Consider the following 24,075-nt stretch of genomic DNA (forward strand, 5'->3'; position numbering starts at 1 on the left):
CCAAGCCTATCTGGCTGGGGAGCAAAGGAATTTTAGGCGGCCAAGTTCTGCTCAGAGCTAAAGCAATCTCGATTACCAAAGCTACACAAAATACAACAATCTCCAGACTTCGGCTTCAAAATTGCACTGCAAGAACGGCAGCGATAAAAATGCTGAGAACCTTCGTCGGAGCTAACGATCTCAGAGCTCTGACATTGGGGGCAAGTAACAATAGCTTGCGGGTATTGGGTGGTCTTATTCACAATGCCATACTGAGCCAGAATTGTGACAAGAATATGTCAATCGCCCAAATATAGGCAAGAAAAAACTTCATTAAATCATTGAATTCAGACTGTCATATTTCTTTGCTAGGATTGGGCCTAACTTAATCCCTGGATTGAATCATCATGAGTAAATATCAATACGAAGATGCTGTAAAGCAATTACAAGAGTCTGGCAGCATTGGATTGGCTGACCTAAAAAGGCTTCCTCACATAGATCTTGTAGAGCTGCTGGAGGAGATTAAGGTTTGGTGCCTTTATGCCAACGGCAAAGCTGACAAGTTACCTAAGGAATCGAAAAAGAAGAAAAAGAAAAAGAAAGAGTGAGAATTAAGCGGTGACTCGCTCTTTAGGGAAGCGAAGCATAAATTTACTACCCCTACCTGGAGTACTTTCAATCACCAGCTGAGCTTGATGCCGGTTAGCAATGTGCTTCACAATAGCGAGTCCCAGGCCAGTTCCACCAGTATCTCTTGATCTACTCCGGTCAACACGATAGAAGCGCTCCGTTAGTCTTGAAAGATGCTCAGATGCAATTCCTGGTCCAGTATCTGTTACCGAGAATTCGCCCTGCCCTTGTTCGTTAACTTTCCACTCTACCGAAATTGCGCCTACATCAGGGGTATAGCGAATTGCATTAGATACCAAATTACTAAAGGCGGAGAGGATCTCCCTTTCATCACCCAATAAGTTTTGTGTTGAGTTCACATCAAAACTTAATGAATGCTTTCCTTGCGAGAGTGCTTCAGCGTCATTTTTAATGAGCGCCATCAAAGTTTCAACCTTCACGACAGTATTTGTAGCCGGCAATGCATTTGACTCGAGATTGGCCAAGGTCAATAGATCCTCAACCAAGCTCTTCATTCTTTGGGCTTGTGACATCATCATGTCTAGGTACTGGTCCTGCTGATCCTTTTTAAGCTCCAAAGACTGAACTGTTTCCAGGAAGCCCATTAAGACGGTGATTGGCGTACGCATTTCATGCGAAACATTGGCCACGAAATCACGCCGCATGGCATCTGCTTTTTGCAAGTCAGTAACGTCCTGAACTAAAAGAAGATGGCGTTTTTGACCAAATGGGAAAGCTTGCAGCATCAAGCTCAAGCTACCGTCTGGGCCCATGCGCTCCATCAATAGGGGCTCTTCAAAATTACGCTTATTTAGATACTGAATAAATTCAGGGCGTCTAATTAGAAAATTTACACGCTGCATTACATCACGCTTAAAGATCAATCCAAAAAATCTTTCGGCGATGCTGTTACACCATTCAATTTGATCGTTCTCATCGAGCATGACAATGCCATTAGGTGAGGCTTGAAATGCCTCAATAAAATGGTCGTGTTGTTGCTCAATGCTGCGTATACGCTGCTTTAGATTTCTGACGAGTCGCTGAAGTCTAAAAAATACCTCTTCCCAAAAACCACTTGGCAAAGGCATGTTCTCGACAGAGTCTGCAAGAATGTATTTCCTCAGGCGCGCTAAATTGATGTACGCATACACAAGCGGTATAGAAAGTACTGCAACCCCAGCCGCAATAGCCCACTCTGCGCCCCAGAAAGACAGTACGATAAATGCCGCAATAAATGCGACACAAATGATGACAAAGAAACGGGTTAAAACGGAGAGCATGCTGCAATATTAGAGCATCTCTAAAGACCCCTAGAAAATTCTAGAAAAATACTTAAAAAGCCTTAAGTTTCGGTTGGGGTCTTAGTAATACGGTAGCCGCTACCTCGGACAGTCTCTACATAGCGGTCGCAATCAAATGGCACCAGAGCCGCCCTTAAACGTTTGATGTGAACGTCAACCGTTCTTTCCTCAATATAGACTTCACTACCCCAGACCTTGTCTAATAAACTGCCACGGGAGTGAACTCTCTCAGGGTTGGCCATAAAAAATTGCAGCAATCGAAACTCCGTAGGACCCAAAGCAATTGGTTTAGGTTCCTGATTTGGCCAGACCGCCAATACACGGTGAGAGCTTGGATCTAGCTTTAACGGACCAACAGTCAACGGGCCCGTATCCTCAATAGGAGTCTGCCTTCTTAATATTGCCCTAACCCTTGCCACCAACTCTTTAGGAGAAAAAGGCTTGGTCACATAATCATCTGCACCAGAATCCAGCCCAAGAACCTTATCAGACTCCTCGCTTTTTGCGGTGAGCATCAGAATAGGCAAGCCTTTAGTGCGCTCATTGGCACGGAGCTCTTTAGCAAACTGCACCCCTGACTTTCCTGGCATCATCCAATCCAAAATAATCAGACTAGGCAATTGATCCTTCATCATCGCCAGAGCCAGCTCTGTTTGCATGGCTTTTTCTACTTCATATCCAGCATGTGACAGATTAATCGCAATCAATTCTGCAATTGATGGCTCATCCTCAACTATGAGTATGCGGTGAGTCATTATTCGAGGTCCTAATTATTGTCTATTAGCTTCGCGAACTAAATCTTCATGCGGAATATGACGAACATCAGACCCCTTAGCAATGTAGATGACGAACTCTGCAATATTTTTAGCATGGTCGCCAATACGCTCAATTGCTTTAGCAATGGTCAGCATGTCTAAACCAATACTAATCATATGTGGATCTTCTGACATATAAGTAATGAGCTTACGAACAAAGCCCCTGAATTCCTCATCAATCTGGCGATCCTCTTGCACCACCTCAGCAGCCGCAATGGTATCCAGACGGGCAAAGGCATCAAGACTACGGCGCAATAAAGAGATAGCCATCTGACCCGACAGCCGAATCTCAGCAACGTTAATGTTGTGTGGCAAGCCAGACTCAATTAAACGCTTAGTACGCTTAGCAACGCGCTCAGCCTCATCACCCGCACGCTCTAAATTGGTAATCGCTTTGGATACCGCCATTACGAGACGTAAATCACGGGCTGTAGGCTGTCTACGTGCAATCAATTCTGTACAGGCTAAGTCGATCTGGATCTCAAGATCATTAACTAACTTTTCATTTTCGATCACAACATTGCAGGTTTCAGCATCCATTTGCGTAAATGCGCGCATGGCTGTGGCAATTTGTGACTCCACTAACCCGCCCATTTCAAGCAAGCGGCTTGAGAGCGAATTAAGATCTGCGTCGAATTGTGATGATAGGTGTTTATCTGGCATTTATGTCTCCAATTAACCAAAGCGGCCGGTAATGTAATCTTCTGTTTCTTTACGCTTAGGCTTAATAAATATTTCGTCTGTTTTGCCGTACTCGATCAAGCTACCTAGATACATATAGGCCGTGTAATCTGATACGCGCGCTGCTTGTTGCATATTGTGGGTCACAATCGCGATGGTGTAATCCTTCTTAAGCTCATGAATCAACTCTTCCACCTTACCGGTTGAAATGGGATCCAAAGCAGATGTAGGTTCATCAAGCAAAATTACTGAAGGCTTTACCGCTACGCCACGAGCAATGCATAAACGCTGCTGCTGACCACCTGAGAGGGATAAACCGCTTTGATTTAATTTGTCTTTCACTTCGTTCCACAAAGCTGCCTTGTTTAGTGCCCACTCTACGCGCTCATCCATTTCAGAGCGTGAGAGCTTTTCATAAAGACGTACGCCGAAAGCGATATTTTCATAGATCGACATTGGGAACGGTGTTGGTTTCTGAAACACCATACCAATTCTTGAGCGAAGCAGGTTCAAATCTTGGCCTGGTTCAAGAATGTTTTGACCATAAAAGTTAATCTCACCCTCCGCACGCTGCCCTGGATATAGATCATACATACGATTTAAGGTTCTAAGTAGCGTCGATTTACCGCAGCCTGATGGGCCGATAAATGCAGTGACCTTGCCCTGTTCAATATCTAAATTGATCTTCTTTAGGCCCTGGAATGCGCCGTAATAAAAATTCAGATTACGCACTTCAATAGCGTTTATAGCCGCATTTTGCGGCTCTTGATTTACTGTATCCACTACACCCCCTTGACCATCAACCTGATTTAAGTCAAACATTGTTCTCATATTACTCATCATCCCTGTACCTTGTCTCGGAATACCACGCGAGCCAGGATATTTAACCCAAGCACTGCAAATGTAATCAGTAATGCGCCACCCCAAGCAAGCTCAACCCAGTTGTCGTAAGGGCTCATGGCAAACTGGAAAATCACTACCGGTAAATTCGCCATTGGCGCATTCATGTTCGTCGAAAAGAATTGATTATTCAGAGCCGTAAAGAGTAAAGGTGCAGTCTCACCGCTGATTCGAGCCAGAGCAAGCAAGATACCGGTCATCACACCGCTCTGAGCGGCGCGAAGGGTGATCATGAAGGCAACTTTCCATTTTGGCGTGCCAAGCGCATAGGCCGCCTCGCGCAAGCTACCCGGAACCAAACGCAGCATGTTTTCTGTAGTTCTCACTACTACAGGAATGGCAATTAAAGCTAAAGCAATCGTGCCGGCCCAACCAGAAAAGTGTCTAACTTGAGCAACTACGAATGCATACACAAATAGACCAATAACAATAGATGGCGCAGACAGCATAATGTCAGTGACAAAACGGGTTACTGCAGCTACTTTGCTACGATCCCCATACTCTGAAAGATATAAACCAGCTAACACACCTACTGGGGTACTTATGAGAGTACAGCAACCAATCAACATCAAGCTGCCCACAATAGCATTTGCCAGACCACCGCCATCAGAACCAGGGGCAGGCGTGCTTTGCGTAAATAAATTTAAGTTAAGGGCAGAGAAGCCCTTAAAAACTAAAACGCTCAATATCCATAGCAAAAAAATCATCCCTAATGCCATAGCACCAGTGGAGAGCATTAAGCCAATCTTATTTGCTCGCTTACGCCTTGCAAAAATAGCTTGATCAATGTTGGAGATATTATTCATGTCTTTAATCCCTGCTTCTTCTCCATATTACTTAACATCCACTTTGCACACGCCAGCACGACAAAGGTGATAATAAAAAGCGCTAGACCCAAGGCAAATAATGAGGATAAGTGGTTACCAATCTCAGCCTCTCCAAACTCATTAGCAAGTGTTGATGCAATTGAAGTACCGGGAGCAAATAAGGATGGAGATAGGCGATGGGCATTACCAATAACAAAAGTAACTGCCATAGTTTCACCAAGCGCCCTACCTAAACCCAGCATTACGCCGCCAATTACCCCTGCCTTGGTATATGGCAGAACGACATTCTTAACAACCTCCCAGGTTGTACAGCCAATCCCATATGCAGATTCTTTTAAAACCGGCGGTACAATCTCAAACACATCACGCATCACAGAAGCGATGAATGGGAGAATCATCATTGCCAAAATGAGGCCGGCACATAAAATGCCGATGCCATTAAATGCGCCAGAGAACAAAATGCCTAATCCCGGTATCTTCCCAAGCGTGCCAGCTAATGCGGGTTGAATGTAATCAGCAAATAATGGAGCAAAAATAAAGAGTCCAAACATCCCGTAGATGATGGATGGAACTGCTGCAAGCAACTCTACCGCTGTACCCAGAGGTCTGCGCAATGCACTTGGACATAACTCTGTTAAAAATACTGCAATACCAAAACTTAAAGGCACAGCAATCAATAACGCTATCAATGAAGTTACCAAGGTTCCATAAATAGCAATAAGGCCGCCAAACTCTCCATTCACAATATCCCATTCTTGGGTGAAGAAAAATCCTGGACCAAATGTGCTTAAAGCAGGCCATGCATTAATCACTAGAGAAATCATGATTCCAACTAGTGCAATCAAAACCGATAATGCAAAAAATTGTGTGATTCTATGAAACAGAAAGTCCTGAACGCGTTGCACCTTAGCAATGCGAAGAGCTTGAGGCGTCGGCGCTGAGGGGGACTGAGTAGTTTCTTTCATAAGTTACGCTTATTCATATATTGAAACAGCCCCACCCAAGGCGGAGCTGTTTTTTAAGGTAGATTAAAGATCGCTAACTATCGAATCTTACTTGGTTACCACCTTTGTAAATACATTCTTGCGGATGAAATCAGTAGTCACATCAGGCATTGGCACGTAATCCAATTCTTCGGCCATTTTTTTGCCATCCTTGAAGGCAAAGTCGAAGAACTTTAATACTTCAGCTGCATTTGCTTTATTTTCTGGATTCTTGTAAACCAAGATAAAAGATGCGCCAGTGATAGGCCATGATTTAGCACCAGGGGCATTAGTTATAAATGTGCCCATACCAGGAATCTTAGACCAGTCTGTACCAGCAGCAGCTGCGGCAAAAGTAACGTCGTCAGGCTGAACAAATTGACCGTCTTTATTCTTCAAAGAAACGCTAGTCATTTTATTTTTCTTGGCATATGCATATTCAACGTAACCAATTGCACCTTTAACGCGCGATACGTTTGCAGCAACACCTTCATTGCCCTTACCGCCAACAGATGAGGCTGCAGGCCATTTAACTGCGGCACCCTCACCAACAGCATCTTTCCAGTTTTGGCTAACCTTAGCCAAGTAGTTTGTAAAAATAGCTGTAGTTCCAGAACCATCGGCACGATGCACAACGGTAATTGGCAAATCAGGCATCTTCATGCCAGGGTTGTTCAGCACAATTCGCTTATCGTTCCAGTTTGTAATAACACCCTGAAAAATATCGGATAAGGTATCTGGGGATAACTTCAACTCATATGGCTTAACACCCTCTACGTTAATTACTGGCACTACACCACCAATAATCGCCGGGAATTGAACTAAACCATCTTTTTCTAAGTCATCAAATTTGACTGGGTTATCAGTAGCGCCAAAATCCACTGTTTTGGCTTTGATCTGTTTAATGCCGCCGGAAGACCCAATGGACTGGTAATTCATATTCGAACCAGTTTTAGCTTTATAAGCCTCTGCCCATTTAGCGTAAATTGGGTATGGGAAAGTAGCGCCGGCACCGGTGATATCCGCCGCAAATGCTGCTGGAGCAAGTGAAATGGCACCTATTACGAGGGCTTTTTTTAGAAAAGATTTCATTTGGTCAGTCCTTACATTAAATATGCGCAACGGCGCGATATAAGAACAATACGATGGGAATATTACGGTTATATGACAGTCCTAAAACCCCCGTTTTTAGGGGTTTAAAGCCATTTAAGGTCTTGGCGGAGAGGGAGTCTAGTAGAGCCTTGGTAACTTCTCGATAGTTATAGAGCGTTCTAGGCACTACTTAAGTCTGCATATCCTTGAATTGTTGAAGAAAAATGGGCAATAAGTACCCTTTTGCCTATGCTCAAATAATGCAAAAAGTTACCTTAGAGACTTATAGGTTTCACTGCTAATCACACCTTTTGTGTGGTGAATGTGGGGAAAACTAAACTTTAAAGGAGCTTAAATGAAAACAGTTTTGACAGATGCATTCATTAAAAACATAAAACATGCTGGTCGCTATACAGATGCTGCAACTAGTGGTCTTAATTTCAACGTAAAGAGTAATGGAGGTGGTTACTGGGTTTTCAGATACCTCTTTGGAAAAAAGCGATGCGATCTCTCCCTAGGGGCATATCCATTAATTAGCCTAAAAGAGGCTCGTAAAAGAGCCGTCACCGCTCGAAATGAGTTACTGCATGGAAATAAGCCAAAGGCTTATTGGAGGGCCGAAATTGCCGAAAAAGCTTCTAATCGGCCGTTGTTTGGAGATTATGCAAAACAATGTATTGAAACAAAAAAGGCCGAATGGCAAAACCCAAAGCATGTGGACCAATGGTTCAACACTATTGAGCAATATGCCAATCCAATAATTGGCAAAAAACATCTTGATGAAATTGATACCCAAGACATTTTAGATATTCTCATCCCCATTTGGTATAGCAAAACTGAAACTGCCGCTCGTCTTCGTGGACGAATTGAATGGATTCTTGCATCGGCTACCACACGGAATTTGCGAACTGGATTTAACCCTGCAGCGTGGCGAGGACACCTTGAAACCATTTTGCCAAAACCAACCAGAATCACTCCAGTAAAACATCACCCCGCCCTACCTTACAAAGAAATACCCAGTTTTATAGACACGCTACATGAAAGAGATGGTGTAGCGGCTCTAGCACTTGAGTTCTTAATTCTGAATGCCAATAGATCCGGGGAAGTTCTGAACGGATTAAGAAGCGAAGTAACCAACGAGGGCCTCTGGGTTATTCCAGCCAAAAGAATGAAAGCTAAACGAGAACATAGAGTCCCGCTTGGCAAACGCTCCTTAGAAATACTAGCTATGGCTAAGTACCTTGACCCCGATAGTAAATATCTGTTTTCAAAAAACTGCAAACCACTTTCTAATATGGCGATGGCAATGTTGGCTAGAAAGATTAAACCTTCAATTACGATTCATGGCTTTAGATCAAGCTTTCGAGACTGGGTATCTGAAGAAACAACCCATAGCCCAGAGGTTGCTGAAAAGGCTTTGGCACACGCTGTAGCCAATCAGGTTGAAGCTGCTTATAGACGTGGAGATCTCCTTGAGCATCGTAAGCGGCTTATGAAAGACTGGCAAGACTACTGCCTGACAGGTTTATGGGGCAATGTAGTTCAATTAGAACCTGAGCGTAAGGCAGCTTAAACTATCAAAACACCCTAGCCTGACGAGGCGAATAGGAATTCCTGCATTCTCTGGGTGTGTTTTTTGCAGGTAATATGCAGGAGAATTTATGGGTAGCGTATTTCGCATGGGAGGTAAGGAGCAAATTCCTACCCCCAAAATTATTCATAAAACAAAGCAAGTGATATTGAAGAACTTCGATCTTCCACAACTTCAATATGACTACAATCGCTTTCTATTTTTAATCAATAAATATTATTTAAGGTACGGGATTGATCAAGAGCTGGGGAATTTGATTGGCGAATATTGTGAGATTCTTCTCAACTTTATTGATGACTACCCTTGGGAAAATCCATCAATTGATACCTCAATGAAGGAGATGGTTGAGAAATTGAGGATTGATTCGGAAGATGCAAAAGCAGGCTTCCTTAAATATAAAGCCTCTAATCAAGTGCCTTGGAGAGCGGGTACCATCATCGGCTTCTCCTTTGATGGGGTTCTTCATTTCCTACGGCAATATAAACTGCTCATCAATTCATTCAACTCTGGCGAGAAACCACCAAACAATCCTACCGACTGGGATCGAAAGAACTTATGTATTGAGCTTATAGAGGAACATAAAAAGCTCAACGGACAGGCAACCTTCCCCAGGCATAAGGTAATTGAAAGAATCATGGAAATCAATGGATACAGCCTTCCCAGAAGAACCTATGGTGACTGGGTGAGGCAATATAAAGAAGGAACTATTCGGCATCTTATTCAAGAGAGAAAAAATGGGCAATAAGTACCCCTATAAAAGGACAAATAAATACCTATAAATCATCATGCATACATCTTCCAAATTAAAGAAAGGATGTATGAAGATGAAAATGAAAGAACTATTAAATCAATCAGAAAATCAGCTCTTGCGGATTAATGATGTTGTCAAATTAACCACACTCTCTAAATCCACAATCAACCTTTGGGAAGCGACCTCTCGATTTCCAAAATCCATATCTCTCTCACCAACCATAAAAGTTTGGACACTTGAAAGCATAAATAAATGGGTTGAGTCTCAGGGGGGCGGCAAATGACCTCAGCCCAAAAAAAATGGGACTTATCTCATTTTCCAATTAGCCAAATAAAGGTTGCCGTTGAGAACAACTATCTCTACGATCCCTTTGCAATAGCTAATCATGATGATCAAGATCTTTGTAACTCAATCAAGGAGTCTGGAATTCAGGAGCCATTGGTCTTAACAGATGATTTCTACCTACTGAGTGGTCACAGGCGCTTAGCTTCGGCAAAAAGACTTAAGCTCCAAACGGTTCCCGTGAGAGTTATATCCAAATCCTTTGAAGGACTTGCTAAATCAGAGCGGTTAAAACTATTAAGGCTTTATAACCAGCAAAGAGATAAATCTACTGGTGAAAAAGTTAGAGAAAAGATGCTAGAGCTTGATAAAAGCTCTGCGTATACGAATCTTTTAAAGCGAAGAGTAGATCTGCTTAGTGTTAGTCATGGAATTCGATCAAACGTGTCGTTGGGTACCATTAAAAAAAGGGCGAGAATCACAACAACTCTGTTCCTTAGTGCAGTAATGAGGGTTGTTAAAGAAAATGAGGAGTACTGGCCATTAACAGATAGGCGGATTCATTACCTCCTACTAAACGACCCTCCATTGAGACACGATAAAAAACCTAATTCTAAGTATCTCAATGACAAATCCTCATATAAATCCTTAACTAATTTATTGATTAGAGCAAGACTAAATGGTGACATTCCAATACAAGCAATTGAGGATGGAACTCGCCCAATAAGACTGGGAGGCGGATTTGAAACCCTTGAGCAATTCGCTCTTCAAGAAACTGAGAATTATCTCGCTGGATATAGCCGGGACTTAATGCAGGGTCAGCCCTACCATTTTGAAATTATTTTAGAGAAAAATGCACTCAGATCAATTATTGAATCCGTTGCAAGAGAATTTTGTATTCCAGTTACAACTACACGTGGATATGCCTCCCTATCTCCACGATTTGATCTAGTACAAAGATTCCTTAAATCAGGTAAGCCAAAGTTGGTTCTTTTGATGCTTACAGATTTTGATCCCGATGGAGAGCAAATTGCTGAGTCTTTTGCAAGATCCTTAAGGGATGATTTTGGCTTAAGAAATGTTCATCCGGTCAAGGTTGCATTAACGGCAGAAGACGTCAAGAATAATGCCCTACCAAGCGATATGGATGCAAAACCTTCAAGCCCAAATTATAGGAAGTTCATTTCAAAGTATGGGGTTAAAGCCGTTGAATTAGACGCAGCACCTGTAGAACTCATGAAGCGCAGTCTGAGGGAAGCGATCTATTCATTCCTTGATATGGATGAATTTATCGCCCAACAAGAGCTTGAGGAAGATGAAGCGGTAAAAATTGAAGCTTATCGTCAGGTGATTTTTTCCCAAATTGGTGATTTTGACTGGGATGACAAACGTGTTTGAAAATAATTTTAAGGAAAAACAAAATGGGGATCGATAAACATAGAAGAGCCTCAAAAAAAGGTTCCTCTAGGGATGGCGGAAGATTTATTGCGCTTCCATTTAGCGTAATAGATAGCCCTGCATTTATGCAACTATCATATGCCGCCAAGTCACTATTACTTGATATTGCAAGGCAATACGCATCAGATAATAATGGACGCCTTTTGGCAACTATGAAATATTTGTCTAAGAGAGGTTGGACAAGTTCCGATGTTATTAGTAGAGCAAAAAAAGAATTGCTCGATGCCAAGCTTATTTATGAGACTGTTAAAGGCCATCGGCCAAATAGAGCTAGCTGGTATGCCATCACTTGGCATAGCCTCGATAAAATTACTGGATATGATGCCGGAGCGGCCGAAAGATGGCCGAGCGCCAGAAGTGGATATCTAACAGTAGCGCCATTAAGAAAAAATACTCTTAATCCGCCAAAGGGTGTAAAGAAAGACATGATTGAACCCTCTCCCGGAGCAAGGGACATATGCGATGCTCCGCCAGCAGGTGCAATTAGAGGCATCTATCAGCATTCCACTACACCATCTAACGGAGACCATCTAGATACGCCATCTATTGTGGTTACAGAGGAGTTCTTCAGCAGTAATCACATGTCAAGTAATGTCAGCTTTACTAAGACCTTTGAATTGCATCAATTTTCTAATAACTCCTCCATAACTAGGATCTCGTTATGAGCGCCAGAATCAGCGTACGAAAACAATTAAAACAAGTTAACTCTCTGCGCATACTGAAGGAGATTGACCGTCACTGCAACTCCTACAATCGAATGGGAACATTACTAGACGCCTATCCTCTTCTAGAGCGGGAATGCTTCTTTAAAGCCTTAGGAAGACACTGGTGCTGTTCTGACAATATCTGGGAGCATAAGGACCAGCTATCCAAAATCCTTGGCAATGCCTCTAGGGAAGAGTTGGATCTAATGATGGAACCTGATGAACTGGAAGCGCTCGCTAAGATGCCGACAATTATCAAAATCTATCGAGGTTGTTATGAAATCAACAAGGATGGACTATCTTGGACAACCAAAAAGGCGGTTGCAGAATCATTTCCCACGCTGTTGCGTTATCAGCGTCCCAATGAAATTCCATTGCTACTGGAGGACTCAATTGATAAGCGGCGCGCAGTTTTGAAGCTTGAACGAGATGAATGGGAAATAATTAAGTATTGGTAGCTAGATGCATTTAATGGGCCGTCTAGCGTCCAAATTACTATGCTAAGAACAGCTATTCAATTTCTACAAACGGCCTGTACCGCCCCTGTACCCTCGGAATAATGGCATTTTCGAAAGGTGTACCTCCTCGCCATTTAATTAAGTTGTGAGTTGTGGGGATGCATGTGGGGAAAACAGTTAGGGTTCGCCTATCTTATTGATTGCAATATCAAATAGACGGAGCATCACTCCGCACCAGACTTCTACATGGGTACAAGTTAGGAACATGTAATTGATAGCTATACCCCTGCATATCAAGGCAATCATAGGGTAGCGAAATATTTTGCAAAAATAACTCCAGAAATAGCCAAACATCGTATTACCGCGTCTTTTGAATCATCCCCAGCTCAATGGCTACCATCTCCAGAAATCTGATCCTAGCGGTCGTTTCAACAGACCTCTGACGGCTTTCTTTGGTACACCAGCCATGCTTGTGGTTCCAGTGTTCTGCCCCTTTGGGTGACAGACCACCATGTAGCCTACATCTACCGTTGAGCATTCCGTGCTTTTGACAGTGGGCATCTCTACCCCGCAGCTTAGCTCCACACAGCATTTATAGGTCTTTTGGGTAGATTAGTTATTGCCAGCTCTTGGATACGCTGTCTAATCTGTTCTCTGGTGAGATAGTTGGGATTTCTTGGTAGAGCTTTGATCCGTTCTTGGATTTGTTCTCTAGTAGGGCATGTTTTCATGGCTGGCTTCCGAAGGTTGCTGCAACCTTTATTTTAAACAGTCCTATCAGAAAAATAAAGCTACGAAGCATAGATCAGAAAAGCTGCTAACAACCCAAAGCAGACTTTGCAGTACATAACCTACACAATGACTACCAACAACCCACAAGAGATGGTCGCGGATAATAAAATCAACAGATGATAGCCTAGTAGTTTCATGGTGGGCCCACCAGGACTTGAACCTGGGACCAAAGGATTCCGGTTTGTGTAGCTTTCACTACTCCCTGACTGTGCCGGGTACCCCTACCTTTACCTTGCCAGTTTCTAGATAATTTATAAGATTTTCATATACCAATTCGGCCATTGCATGCCTGGTTTCATTGGTAGCACTAGCGACATGGGGCAAAAGGACTGTGTTATCTAAACTAAATAATTCTTCTGGAATATTTGGTTCATCTTTATAAACATCTAAGCCAGCACCTGCAATTTTCTTCTCTTTTAAAGCTCGTATAAGAGCCCGCTCATCCACGACGGTCCCTCTAGCTATATTGATGAGATAACCCTGAGGTCCAAGAGCATTCAAGACTTCTTCAGAGACTAAATTATTGGTTTCTACACCACCAGCGCTAGCCACAACCAAGAAATCACACCACTTTGCCAACTCAATTAATGACGATTCATATTGAAATGGCAGATCAGGATTATTTTTTCGATTGTGATAGCGAATCTCCATATCAAATCCACTAGCTCTTTTTGCAATTACTTGGCCAATCCTACCCATACCCAGAATACCCAATTTCTTACCACTAACTTTTGTAGTCATTGGATAAGGACTGCTTATCCAGTTACCTGCGCGAGCATATCGATCTGAGGCACTCATCTGTCTAGCAACGTCAATCAACAAACCAAATGCTGTATCTGCCACGCAATCATTGAGAACATTAGGTGTGTACCCAACCTGAATTCCTCTACTTTTCGCGACTTCAACAGCTACCTTGTCATACCCAACCCCAAAACTAGAAATCACTTTTAAGTTTGGGAGTTTATTAATAAGGGGCTCACTTACGCCAACGGCAGCCCTTGAAACCACGGCCTGATATTCACCGCCGTGTTCAGCCAAGAACTGATCTGGAGCAGTGTCACTCCATAAGGGGTAAACATTAAAGTGCTTGGCTAAATTCTCTTCCAACCATGCAGGCAGAGAACTGTTTTGAATGACATTTAATTTAGACATATAGAATAGAGGATCTATCACTCAATTTGAATATTAGCGTCTTTAATCACTTTAGCGTAACGCTGCCTATCGCTTTCAATACGAGCTTTAAATACTGATGGTGTCATAGCAAGCGGGGTTGCACCCTGTCCAATGAGGGTTTTCTTCACCTCAGGATCATTGAGCACACCGCGTATATCATTTGATATTTGATCAACAATGGCGTTTGGTGTTCCCGCTGGAGCAACCATACCAATCCATGAGCTTGTATCAAATCCTGGTAATGCTGCTTCTGCAATAGTTGGCAACTCTGGCAATGCTGGTGACTTTGTTAATGAGCTCACTGCTAGACCGCGTAATTTACCAGTCTTAACTGATCCAATGGACTCCAATACAGTTGCAAAATACATATCTACGTGACCAGCCATCACATCGGCTGCTGCAGGGCCCCCACCTTTGTACGGCACATGAAGTAACTCAATTCCAGCGGCTCTTTCAAACATCTCAGCAGCAATATGAGGTCCGCCGCCACTACCAGAACTGGCATAACTCACCTTCCCTGGCTTGGATTTTGCAATTGCGATTAGTTCTTTTGTACTCGTTGCTGGGAAAGCTGGGGTTACCAGCAGCACATATGGAAGTTCAGCAATCATACTGATTGGTGAAAATGCCTTTTCAGAGTCATAAGGCATTTTTTTGTATAAAGATGGATTGATAGATAAAGTGCCTACGTTACCAATTAAAAGCGTATAGCCATCAGGCTTTGCTCTACTGACGTACTCAGAACCCAACATTCCAGACGCGCCCGCCTTGTTTTCAACAATAACGGATTGGCCCCATTTAGTAGATAGCTTTTGGGCAATTAGCCTTGCACCAGCATCAGTACCCCCGCCTGGTGGAAATGGCACTACCACCGTTACAGATCTATTGGGATAAACCTCGGAACTAGGCTGCGCCATTGATGCACTTGAACATACAACAGCTGCACTCAAGGCAATAATGATGCCAATCATCTTAAACATACTTGTCTCCTGCTTTATTAATCTATAAGGCTTACTTAGTCCAACTTAATATTGTTATCTTTAATTACTTTGCCCCATGCCAAAACTTCAGCATTTAGCCATTTGTCAAATTCTTGTGGAGTCATTGGATATGGATCGGCACCAGCTGTCTTTAGTGCTTCCCGCACTTCAGGCAATTTCATTGCTCTTAATATTTCAGCATTGAGTTTATTCACAATAGGTGTGGGAGTTCCCGCTGGCGCCAAGATGCCCTGCCAACTGCCAGTCAAAAATCCTGGAATCGTCTCAGCAACGGTTGGGGTATTTGGGATGACTGAATTTCTCTTCGCACTAGAAACCGCTAGCAACTTAATGGTTCCACTTTTTACATGAGGATAAGTGCCTGTCATGCCGTTAAAGGTAACGTCGACTTGTCCTGCACCCAAATCAGTAATGGCTTGTGCCCCGCCTTTATAGGGGATATAGGCCCAATCAATGCCTGCCTGCTTCGCAAATACCACGCCCGCCAAATGATTTGCACTACCGCTTCCCGCCGCAGAGGCAAAGTTCAACTTACCTGGGTTCTTTTTCGCATAGGAAATTAACTCTGGAGCAGAGTTAAATGGCATCTTATTGCTTGCCACTAATAAATGTGGAGAGTATGCAACCATTGTTATGGGAGCAAAATCTTTATCGACATTAAATGTCAGATTTGGATAGAGAGACTGACTAATTGCCAGTGTGCCCACATCCATGAGCAATAAGGTATAGCCATCAGGAGTTGCCTTAGCAACTATATCGGCACCCAAGTTTCCACTGGCACCTGGTTTATTTTCAACGATGACTGTTTGACCCCAGGCTTCACCCATTTTCTGACCAAGCAATCGTGCCAACACATCGGATGTTCCGCCAGCAGGAAAGGGCACAATAATTCGGATAGGCTTATTAGGATAATTTGCTGCTGGATTAGTTTGAGCAAACGCAGACATTCCAATCATCGTAGAAAGAATGAGTGCAACGAGGCATTTCACTTGATTGAACATTTCATTTACCTCTTATTTACCATTAATGAATTTTGGAACCTGCCAGCCATCATCCTTCAGAGCGCTGGGTAATAAATCTTCAGGAATATCTTGATATGCAACTGGCCTTAAGAAGCGCCAGATAGCCTCTGTACCCACTGAGGTTGTTCTACTATCCGATGTTGCGGGGAATGGTCCACCATGTACCATGGCATGACAAACTTCAACCCCTGTTGGATAGCCATTAAATAGAATACGCCCTACTTTGCGCTCCAAGATGCTCATGAGCTTTTGTATAAAAGCCTTGTTATCACTTGGGTCCATTAATACGGTAGCAGTAAGCTGACCTTCCAGACTGTTAGTAATAGCGAAAATATCTTCTTCCGTTTTGCATCGAATGACTAATGAGTTTGAGCCAAATACTTCATCACGTAAGGCATGATCATTTAGGAATGCTTGCGCAGTCGTTACAAACAAACGCGCACGACATTGATTTGGGCCACTAACTTCTTGGGCTTGCGCAAGTAACTGCACATTACCATTGTCTTTTAGCTTTCCCACTCCTGACTCAAAGGCTTGATGAATGCCTGGTGTTAGCATCGTGCCCGGTTGAGCAACCGAAATAAGGTCGGCGACTTTACTAATAAATGCATCTAATTCAGGGGCATCTTTAACAATCATTAGTCCAGGATTAGTGCAAAACTGACCGGACCCCATCAACATTGAATTCACAAATCCAGTTGCAATGGCATCAGCACGATTCTTGAGAGCCTCTGGGAGTAGATACACTGGATTAATGCTGCTCATCTCAGCGTAGACTGGAATGGGTTCAGAGCGAGCAGCCGCAATCTTCATTAAAGCTACGCCGCCAGAACGTGAGCCTGTGAAGCCAACAGCTTTTACACGAGGATCGGCTACTAAAGCAGAACCAATGTCAGCTCCTGAACCAAATAATAAGGAGAAGGTGCCTTCTGGCATACCGCATGACTTCACCGCAGCTTGTATTACTTGGCCAACTAACTCTGAAGTTCCAGGATGCGCGGAATGGCCTTTAACGACTACTGGGCAGCCTGCAGCTAATGCAGAAGCGGTATCGCCACCTGCCACTGAAAAAGCTAATGGAAAATTACTTGCCCCAAAAACAACCACTGGCCCCAAGGGAATATGACGCAAACGAATATCGGAACGTGGTAGCGGAGTACGATTAGGCATTGCAGTGTCAATCTTGACGCCTAACCAGCGACCTGCTCTTACCTCTTCAGCAAAGAGTTTAAGTTGATTCATCGTGCGACCAAGCTCACCCTCTAAGCGAGCCTTTGGTAGGCCTGACTCCAAGCCAGCACGCTCAATAATAGCTGGTCCATTAGCAGCTAAATTAGCAGCGATCTGCTCTAAGAACTTGGCACGCGTTTCAAGATCAGTCTCACGGTACGTATCAAATGCTTGTTCGGCCAATGCGCAAGCACGATCAACTTCTTGAGCACTTCCGCCTAAATAAGCAGGCTCAAGATTTTCACCTGTTGCAGGATTGACAGCGTAAATGGCCTTTTTTGAACCTTTAACTAAATCTTGTCCAATAATCATGTTTCCTGCGATAGTCATAAAGCGCTTTCTTATTTGTATTAATAATATTTATCGAACCATACAAGGCATTTTGTTATTGAATTTCCAGTTTGGAATCAAGAACTGCATTGCAATACCATCATCGCGAGCGCCTAATGCTTTTTCTTTATAAAGGCGATGGGCTTTTTCTACCTCTTGCATATCTAACTCCACACCAAGGCCTGGTTTTTTAGGAACCTGAACATGTCCACCTTTGATTTGAAATGGCTCTTTAGTTAAACGTTGACCATCCTGCCAAATCCAATGTGTATCAATAGCCGTAATCTTGCCGGGAGCTGCAGCAGCAACATGAGTAAACATCGCCAATGAAATATCAAAATGATTATTAGAATGTGAACCCCAAGTTAAGCCCCACTCGTGGCACATTTGAGCTACACGCACTGAACCGGCCATTGTCCAAAAATGAGGGTCAGCTAACGGTATGTCCACAGATTGCAATTGAATAGAGTGCCGCATTTCACGCCAATCCGTAGCAACCATATTGGTTGCCGTTGGTAATCCAGTAGCACGACGGAACTCCGCCATCACTTCACGCCCTGAAAATACCCCCTCCGCACCACATGGGTCTTCCGCATAAGCCAATATGCCGTGCATATCACGCATTAAACGAATTGCATCTTTTAGCAACCAGCCGCCATTAGGATCTAAAGTTACTCGCGCATCTGGGAATATTTTTGCAAGCGCAGTCACAGCCTCAACTTCCGCTTCTCCAGACAACACTCCGCCTTTGAGCTTGAAGTCACTAAAGCCATACTTCTCATAAGAAGCTTCAGCCAGACGAACCACTGCTTCAGGAGTCATTGCAACTTCGTTGCGTACCCTAAACCAAGCATCATCAGAGTCTTTTTCAGAGCGATAGGCAAGATCTGTTTTAGATTTATCCCCTACAAAGAACAAGTATCCAAGCATCTCAACAGAATCGCGTTGTTTGCCATCACCCAACAGCTCGGCAACAGGAACACCTAAATGCTTGCCGAGCAAATCCAGTAATGCAGCCTCTAGAGCCGTAACAACATGTACCGTGGTGCGCAGATCAAATGTCTGTAAACCGCGACCCCCCGTATCGAGATTAGCGAACTTTTCCCTCACTGCATTTAAAGAGGATTTGTATGCCCCAATAGATGAGCCGACAATAATTTCTGAACACCTATTTAAAGTGTCTTCAATTTTTTGTCCGCCCGGAACCTCGCCAACACCGACGTTACCTGCGTTGTCGCGAAGAATCACAATATTACGAGTGAAATACGGACCATGCGCCCCGCTCAAGTTCATCAGCATACTGTCTTCCCCTGCAACAGGGATCACTTGCATGCTTGTAATGATGGGGGTAGAGGGTGTATTCATAAAAGACTCATACTCAATTTAGTTAGCAGTAATTTTTCGTGACTCAATGAGCTTTTTCCAGCGCACAGCTTCTTCCGCCTGGAACTTTGCAAATTGCTCGGGGGTATTGGCCACAACTTCAAAGCCAATGTCTATAAACCCCTTTTTTACCTGAGGATCATTCAATGCACTCACAATACCTTTAGCAATCTTGTCCTTCACATCAGCTGGTAGGCCCTTAGGAGCTAAGGCTGCTTGCCATGAGTAAATTACCATGTCATTTACGCCTGCTTCTTTCATAGTTGGAGTATTAGGTATGACTGGTGAACGCTTAGAGCCAGTCATCGCTAGCGGGCGCAACTTACCCGCGTTGATGTATTGAATCACTGCATTCACATTTGCAAATTGAGCATCAACTGTTCCACCAATCAAATCGGTAATAGCTGGAGCACCACCTTTATAAGGTACATGAACGCCTTCAGTATTGGTTTGATCCCATAAAATTTCTGCAGTCAAATGATCTGAAGATCCTGTTCCAGCAGAGCTAAAAGTAATTTTGTTGGGATTCGCCTTCATTGCAGCTACGAGATCGCCAACCGTTTTATACGGGGAATTCGTTGGAACAACCAAGACATTAGGCGACTGAAGTCCTACTGTTAGAAAATCAAAATCCTTGGCTGGGTCATATTGCAGGTTCGGAATCAAATACGGGACAATTACTAACGGCCCTAAAGAGGTAACAAATAAGGTGTAACCATCTGGCGCGGCACGCTTTACAAAAGTCGCTCCGATGGTGCCAGTAGCACCTGCCTTGTTATCTACCAATACACCTTGACCCCATTGACTCTGAAGCTTTGGTGCAATTGCACGAGCCATTTGGTCAGTTGAACCGCCAGGCGGGAAAGGCACAACAATTGTCACAGGTTTATTTGGAAATGCCTGCGCTAATACTGTCGCAGAAAATGCAACACCCATCAAGCTAATAAATAATTTAGATAATTTCATTTTTATCTCCTTTTAATTATTGAGGACCAAGTTTTTTAATTAATGCTTCCAACTCTTCATATTCTGCTGGCTTTAAATCTGTTAACGGCGCACGCACAGGACCGGCATCATGTCCAACGATCTTTGCACCTGCTTTAATGATGCTTACAGCATAACCAGGATCGCGATTACGAATCTTTAGATAAGGCATAAAGAATTCACGTAATAAATGATGTTGTGTTTTTAAATCATCAGACTTCACAGCATGGTAAAAATCCATCGCTGTTTTTGGAATGAAATTAAAGACGGCGGATGAGTAGACAGGAGTGCCAAGCGCCTTATAGGCTGCAGCGTAAACTTCTGCAGTTGGTAGGCCACCCAGGTAAGAAAACCGATCACCCATCTTCATGTAAATAGAAGACATGATTTCAATATTGCCCACACCATCTTTAAAGCCAATGAGATTTGGACAGCGATCGGCAAGAATAGCCAAAGATTCTGGCGTGAGCTTCGTAACATTACGGTTATAAACAATCACACCAAACTTCACGCTCTTACAGACTTGCTCTACGTGAGCGATTAAACCTTCCTGACCTGCTTCCATCAAATAATGTGGGAGCAACAAAATTCCGTGAGCACCCTGACGCTCCGCTTCTTGAGCGCACTCAATTGCAAAGCGGGTTGAGCCACCGGCACCCGCAATGATCGGCACCTTACCTTTACAGGTTTGCACTGCAGTTTTAATAATCTCTGGATACTCATACCCATCAATTGAGAAAAACTCCCCAGTTCCACCTGCGGCAAATAATGCGCTGGCCCCGTATGGCGCCAACCATTCCAAACGTTCTGCATATCCCCTTGGATTGAAATTACCTTGTTGATCAAAATCCGTTACCGGGAATGACAATAGGCCATCAGAAACGATTGTTTTTAGGTCTTGGGGGTTCATGAATCTTCCTTAACTCAGAGTTTTGTGATAAATGGTAGCGCTACCAAATAAAGTAGAATGTTAGCGGTACCATTTACTCTTGTCAAACCTTTTAATACTAGGGTTTATACCTAAATCTAGGCGGTATCTCGCTCGATGATGGAAAAGCCTACATTAACGATAGGTTCTGCGATCGTTTTACCTTCAGCTCTATCCATCAGGTATTGAGCTGCAAGTTCACCGATCTTTCCGCCGTTAATTCGGACGGTTGATAAAGCTGGCAGCATATCCGCTACAAACGGAACATCACCAAAACCCATCACTGCGATTTGATTTGGCACGCTAATTTTCTTCGCCCTAGCCTCTGTCAGAGCGCCTAATGCCAATAAGTCAGAACTACAAAATACCGCGTCTGACTTAGGCGCCTTACTTAATATCTCAGCCATGGCGTGACGTCCACTACGAATTGAGCGCTCGGAGCCGACGTTAACAACAAAAGGCTTAGGTAATCCTACCTCTAGTGCTGCCGCGATAAATGCAACTGTTCTACGATCTGCTCGTTCATCGCCTGCACGAATGACTGCCAACTGCTTTCTACCCTTTTCAATAAAGTACTTAGCGACCGCTAAGCCAATATCTGCATGGGAGAAGCCGATTAGCATATCGATTGGAGTGGGCGTTAAATCCCAAGTTTCTACAACCGGTATTCCAGCCGCCATTAAGCGAGTGCGCCCTTTACCCGGCTGCATTACACCAGTTAAAAATATGCCATCTGGACGTCGACCAATAACCGAATCCAATAGAAGCTCTTCGCGATCTGCAGAGTATGCAGATTGACCTAGCATTAATTGATAGCCCGCATCAAACAAAGTGTTATTCAAGGCCTCAATTGTTTCATTGAATACCGAAATTACCGTACTTGGAACTACTGCGGCAATAAGCTTACTTCTAGAGGAGGCTAAGCCGCCTGCCATACGATTAGGTACGTAACCAGTACGTGCAACAGCGTCTTCCACCTTTTTTAACAACTCAGGAGAAACCTGCTCAGGCTTATTAATTGCTCTAGATGCAGTGATTGGAGAAACCCCTGCCAAACGCGCCACATCATGCAGCGTAATTGCACCGCTACCGCGGCGACTTCGTCTACTAGATTCAATATCACTCATATAGGTACTTGCATCTCAAATTTGATAGCGCTATCATTTCTGTCATAATCTCATAAAATTACATTTGACGCTAATTTCTTAGGACCTAGTGATGATACCGCTGACAATCAGCATGAATGAGCGCGATAACGTGGCAATTGTTGCCAATGACGGTGGCTTGCCTGCAGGAACCACCTTGTCATCCGGCCTTATCTTGAAAGAACATGTTCCCCAAGGTCACAAGGTTGCTTTGGTAGATTTAGCAATTGATGTCCCTGTTATTCGCTACGGCATTCCGATTGGATATGCCGCTCAAGCTATCCCTGCTGGAAGTTGGGTTAGCGAGGTGCTATTAAAAATGCCCGATGCGCGCGAACTAGATAACTTACCTATCGCAACCGTTAAGCCTGCGCCTCAAGTGCCACTAGAAGGTTATACCTTTGAAGGCTATCGGAATGCAGATGGCTCAGTTGGCACTAGAAACATTCTGGCAATCACCACTACAGTTCAATGTGTCTCAGGCGTAGTTGATTACGCAGTACAGCGAATTAAAACAGAACTACTCCCAAAGTATCCTAATGTGGATGATGTAGTCGGCATTGAACACACTTACGGTTGTGGTGTTGCTATTGATGCGGATGGGGCTGATATTCCCATTCGCACATTAAGAAATATCAGCCTTAATCCCAACTTCGGCGGCGAGGTTATGGTGGTGAGTTTGGGCTGTGAAAAACTCCAGCCCAATCGCCTTCTACCTCCCGGTAGTATTCCTATTGCTGATCAGCGCGGCAGTAACGAAGCGCTTGATGTGGTTTGCCTGCAAGACGATGAGCATGTTGGCTTCATGTCGATGATTGACTCCATCATGGATTCTGCGAAAGTCCATTTAGAAAAACTGAATGCTCGCAAACGTGAAACCGTACCTGCAAGCGAGCTCGTCGTTGGAGTTCAATGTGGTGGCAGTGATGCCTTCTCTGGCGTAACGGCCAATCCAGCAGTAGGCTTTTGTACTGATCTTTTGGTGCGTGCCGGTGCTAGCGTGATGTTCTCTGAAGTAACTGAAGTCAGAGATGGCATAGATCAACTCACCTCTAGAGCAACTACACCAGAGGTTGCCCAAGCAATGATTGATGAAATGGCTTGGTATGACGCATATCTAAAACGGGGTAGCGTAGATAGAAGCGCCAATACAACTCCAGGTAATAAAAAAGGTGGTTTATCGAATATCGTAGAAAAGGCGATGGGATCCATCATCAAATCAGGAACCTCGCCTATCTCTGGCGTTCTTGCCCCAGGCAATAAGCTCAAGCAAAAAGGATTGATTTTTGCAGCTACCCCTGCAAGTGACTTCATTTGCGGAACGCTGCAGCTAGCAGCCGGCATGAATCTTCATGTCTTTACCACTGGACGCGGCACACCTTATGGATTGGCTGCCGTACCCGTAATCAAGGTAGCCACCAGGACTGATCTAGCACGTCGCTGGAATGATCTTATGGACATTAATGCAGGGAAGATTGCTGATGGCACAGCTAGCATTGAAGATATTGGCTGGGAAATGTTTCACATGATGCTAGAAGTCGCTAGCGGCCACAAAAAAACATTTGCAGAGCAATGGAAATTACATAACTCCATTGCGCTCTTCAACCCGGCACCAGTTACCTAATGTACATAGAG

Annotated in this window: 25 protein-coding genes; 8 read left to right on the top strand and 17 right to left on the bottom strand. The window is 43.8% G+C overall.

Annotated elements, in window-relative coordinates:
* Positions 1 to 32: 32 nt before the first annotated feature.
* Positions 33 to 242: a GDCCVxC domain-containing (seleno)protein gene (locus ICW03_RS11675; RefSeq protein ID WP_371819861.1), complete on the bottom strand. Its 210-nt coding sequence runs from the start codon at positions 240 to 242 to the stop codon at positions 33 to 35.
* 144 nt (positions 243 to 386) lie between these two features.
* Between ICW03_RS11675 and ICW03_RS06555 the strand changes: the two genes are divergently transcribed.
* Positions 387 to 587: a hypothetical protein gene (locus tag ICW03_RS06555; RefSeq protein ID WP_215346677.1), complete on the top strand. Its 201-nt coding sequence runs from the start codon at positions 387 to 389 to the stop codon at positions 585 to 587.
* 3 nt (positions 588 to 590) lie between these two features.
* On the opposite strand, the gene phoR is transcribed toward ICW03_RS06555, so the two are convergent.
* The 8 genes from phoR to ICW03_RS06595 all read right to left on the bottom strand — a co-directional run bounded on the left by phoR (position 591) and on the right by ICW03_RS06595 (position 7,395).
* Complete coding sequence (gene phoR, locus ICW03_RS06560) at positions 591 to 1,889, bottom strand: phosphate regulon sensor histidine kinase PhoR (RefSeq protein ID WP_215346678.1); 1,299 nt, start codon at positions 1,887 to 1,889, stop codon at positions 591 to 593.
* Positions 1,890 to 1,951: 62 nt separating this feature from the next.
* The gene (gene phoB, locus ICW03_RS06565) at positions 1,952 to 2,665 is read right to left on the bottom strand and encodes a phosphate regulon transcriptional regulator PhoB (RefSeq protein WP_215346679.1); all 714 of its coding nucleotides are present in this window, start codon (positions 2,663 to 2,665) and stop codon (positions 1,952 to 1,954) included.
* Positions 2,666 to 2,680: 15 nt separating this feature from the next.
* Positions 2,681 to 3,388, bottom strand: a complete 708-nt coding sequence (gene phoU, locus ICW03_RS06570) for a phosphate signaling complex protein PhoU (RefSeq protein WP_215346680.1) — start codon at positions 3,386 to 3,388, stop codon at positions 2,681 to 2,683.
* A 12-nt stretch (positions 3,389 to 3,400) separates the two neighbouring features.
* Positions 3,401 to 4,249, bottom strand: coding sequence for a phosphate ABC transporter ATP-binding protein PstB (pstB, locus tag ICW03_RS06575; RefSeq protein WP_251374369.1), 849 nt, complete (start codon positions 4,247 to 4,249; stop codon positions 3,401 to 3,403).
* The gene (gene pstA, locus ICW03_RS06580; RefSeq protein ID WP_215346681.1) at positions 4,246 to 5,112 is read right to left on the bottom strand and encodes a phosphate ABC transporter permease PstA; all 867 of its coding nucleotides are present in this window, start codon (positions 5,110 to 5,112) and stop codon (positions 4,246 to 4,248) included. Before pstA ends, pstB begins: the two co-directional genes overlap by 4 nt.
* Complete coding sequence (gene pstC / locus ICW03_RS06585; RefSeq protein ID WP_215346682.1) at positions 5,109 to 6,098, bottom strand: phosphate ABC transporter permease subunit PstC; 990 nt, start codon at positions 6,096 to 6,098, stop codon at positions 5,109 to 5,111. Before pstC ends, pstA begins: the two co-directional genes overlap by 4 nt.
* Positions 6,099 to 6,185: 87 nt before the next feature.
* On the bottom strand, positions 6,186 to 7,208 hold the full coding sequence (gene pstS / locus ICW03_RS06590; RefSeq protein WP_215346683.1) for a phosphate ABC transporter substrate-binding protein PstS: 1,023 nt from the start codon (positions 7,206 to 7,208) through the stop codon (positions 6,186 to 6,188).
* A 16-nt stretch (positions 7,209 to 7,224) separates the two neighbouring features.
* Entirely contained in the window at positions 7,225 to 7,395 is a 171-nt protein-coding gene (locus ICW03_RS06595) for a hypothetical protein (protein WP_215346684.1), read from the bottom strand.
* Positions 7,396 to 7,563: 168 nt separating this feature from the next.
* Here ICW03_RS06595 and ICW03_RS06600 point away from each other — a divergent pair, with 168 nt between their 5' ends.
* The 6 genes from ICW03_RS06600 (at position 7,564) to ICW03_RS06625 (ending at position 12,452) form a co-directional block, all read left to right on the top strand.
* On the top strand, positions 7,564 to 8,781 hold the full coding sequence (locus ICW03_RS06600; protein ID WP_215346685.1) for an integrase arm-type DNA-binding domain-containing protein: 1,218 nt from the start codon (positions 7,564 to 7,566) through the stop codon (positions 8,779 to 8,781).
* An 88-nt stretch (positions 8,782 to 8,869) separates the two neighbouring features.
* Positions 8,870 to 9,544, top strand: coding sequence for a hypothetical protein (locus tag ICW03_RS06605; RefSeq protein WP_215346686.1), 675 nt, complete (start codon positions 8,870 to 8,872; stop codon positions 9,542 to 9,544).
* 40 nt (positions 9,545 to 9,584) lie between these two features.
* Complete coding sequence (locus ICW03_RS06610) at positions 9,585 to 9,833, top strand: AlpA family transcriptional regulator (protein WP_215346687.1); 249 nt, start codon at positions 9,585 to 9,587, stop codon at positions 9,831 to 9,833.
* The gene (locus ICW03_RS06615) at positions 9,830 to 11,230 is read left to right on the top strand and encodes a ParB N-terminal domain-containing protein (protein WP_215346688.1); all 1,401 of its coding nucleotides are present in this window, start codon (positions 9,830 to 9,832) and stop codon (positions 11,228 to 11,230) included. Before ICW03_RS06610 ends, ICW03_RS06615 begins: the two co-directional genes overlap by 4 nt.
* 23 nt (positions 11,231 to 11,253) lie before the next feature.
* Positions 11,254 to 11,955 (top strand): hypothetical protein, encoded by a 702-nt coding sequence (locus tag ICW03_RS06620; RefSeq protein ID WP_215346689.1) that lies wholly within the window; start codon positions 11,254 to 11,256, stop codon positions 11,953 to 11,955.
* Positions 11,952 to 12,452, top strand: a complete 501-nt coding sequence (locus ICW03_RS06625) for a hypothetical protein (RefSeq protein ID WP_215346690.1) — start codon at positions 11,952 to 11,954, stop codon at positions 12,450 to 12,452. The genes ICW03_RS06620 and ICW03_RS06625 overlap by 4 nt, the downstream gene beginning before the upstream one ends.
* 987 nt (positions 12,453 to 13,439) lie before the next feature.
* On the opposite strand, the gene ICW03_RS06630 is transcribed toward ICW03_RS06625, so the two are convergent.
* The 8 genes from ICW03_RS06630 to ICW03_RS06665 all read right to left on the bottom strand — a co-directional run bounded on the left by ICW03_RS06630 (position 13,440) and on the right by ICW03_RS06665 (position 22,422).
* The gene (locus ICW03_RS06630) at positions 13,440 to 14,396 is read right to left on the bottom strand and encodes a 2-hydroxyacid dehydrogenase (protein ID WP_215346691.1); all 957 of its coding nucleotides are present in this window, start codon (positions 14,394 to 14,396) and stop codon (positions 13,440 to 13,442) included.
* Between the two features lie 17 nt (positions 14,397 to 14,413).
* Positions 14,414 to 15,397: a tripartite tricarboxylate transporter substrate binding protein gene (locus ICW03_RS06635; protein WP_215346692.1), complete on the bottom strand. Its 984-nt coding sequence runs from the start codon at positions 15,395 to 15,397 to the stop codon at positions 14,414 to 14,416.
* A gap of 35 nt (positions 15,398 to 15,432) precedes the next feature.
* On the bottom strand, positions 15,433 to 16,419 hold the full coding sequence (locus ICW03_RS06640) for a tripartite tricarboxylate transporter substrate binding protein (protein WP_215346694.1): 987 nt from the start codon (positions 16,417 to 16,419) through the stop codon (positions 15,433 to 15,435).
* A 12-nt stretch (positions 16,420 to 16,431) separates the two neighbouring features.
* The gene (locus ICW03_RS06645) at positions 16,432 to 18,000 is read right to left on the bottom strand and encodes an aldehyde dehydrogenase (NADP(+)) (protein ID WP_215346696.1); all 1,569 of its coding nucleotides are present in this window, start codon (positions 17,998 to 18,000) and stop codon (positions 16,432 to 16,434) included.
* Positions 18,001 to 18,030: 30 nt separating this feature from the next.
* The gene (gene gudD / locus ICW03_RS06650; protein WP_215346698.1) at positions 18,031 to 19,365 is read right to left on the bottom strand and encodes a glucarate dehydratase; all 1,335 of its coding nucleotides are present in this window, start codon (positions 19,363 to 19,365) and stop codon (positions 18,031 to 18,033) included.
* An 18-nt stretch (positions 19,366 to 19,383) separates the two neighbouring features.
* Positions 19,384 to 20,349 (bottom strand): tripartite tricarboxylate transporter substrate binding protein, encoded by a 966-nt coding sequence (locus tag ICW03_RS06655; protein ID WP_215346700.1) that lies wholly within the window; start codon positions 20,347 to 20,349, stop codon positions 19,384 to 19,386.
* A 16-nt stretch (positions 20,350 to 20,365) separates the two neighbouring features.
* The gene (gene kdgD / locus ICW03_RS06660) at positions 20,366 to 21,277 is read right to left on the bottom strand and encodes a 5-dehydro-4-deoxyglucarate dehydratase (RefSeq protein ID WP_215346701.1); all 912 of its coding nucleotides are present in this window, start codon (positions 21,275 to 21,277) and stop codon (positions 20,366 to 20,368) included.
* A 116-nt stretch (positions 21,278 to 21,393) separates the two neighbouring features.
* Positions 21,394 to 22,422 carry a LacI family DNA-binding transcriptional regulator gene (locus ICW03_RS06665; protein ID WP_215346703.1) on the bottom strand — a complete coding sequence of 343 codons (1,029 nt, stop codon included), beginning with the start codon at positions 22,420 to 22,422 and terminating at the stop codon, positions 21,394 to 21,396.
* Positions 22,423 to 22,513: 91 nt separating this feature from the next.
* On the opposite strand from ICW03_RS06665, the gene garD reads away from it, so the two are divergent.
* Positions 22,514 to 24,064 (top strand): galactarate dehydratase, encoded by a 1,551-nt coding sequence (garD, locus tag ICW03_RS06670; protein WP_215346705.1) that lies wholly within the window; start codon positions 22,514 to 22,516, stop codon positions 24,062 to 24,064.
* Positions 24,065 to 24,075 lie beyond the last annotated feature (11 nt).

The organism is Polynucleobacter sp. MWH-Aus1W21, from assembly GCF_018687275.1.
In the GTDB taxonomy this organism is placed as follows: domain Bacteria; phylum Pseudomonadota; class Gammaproteobacteria; order Burkholderiales; family Burkholderiaceae; genus Polynucleobacter.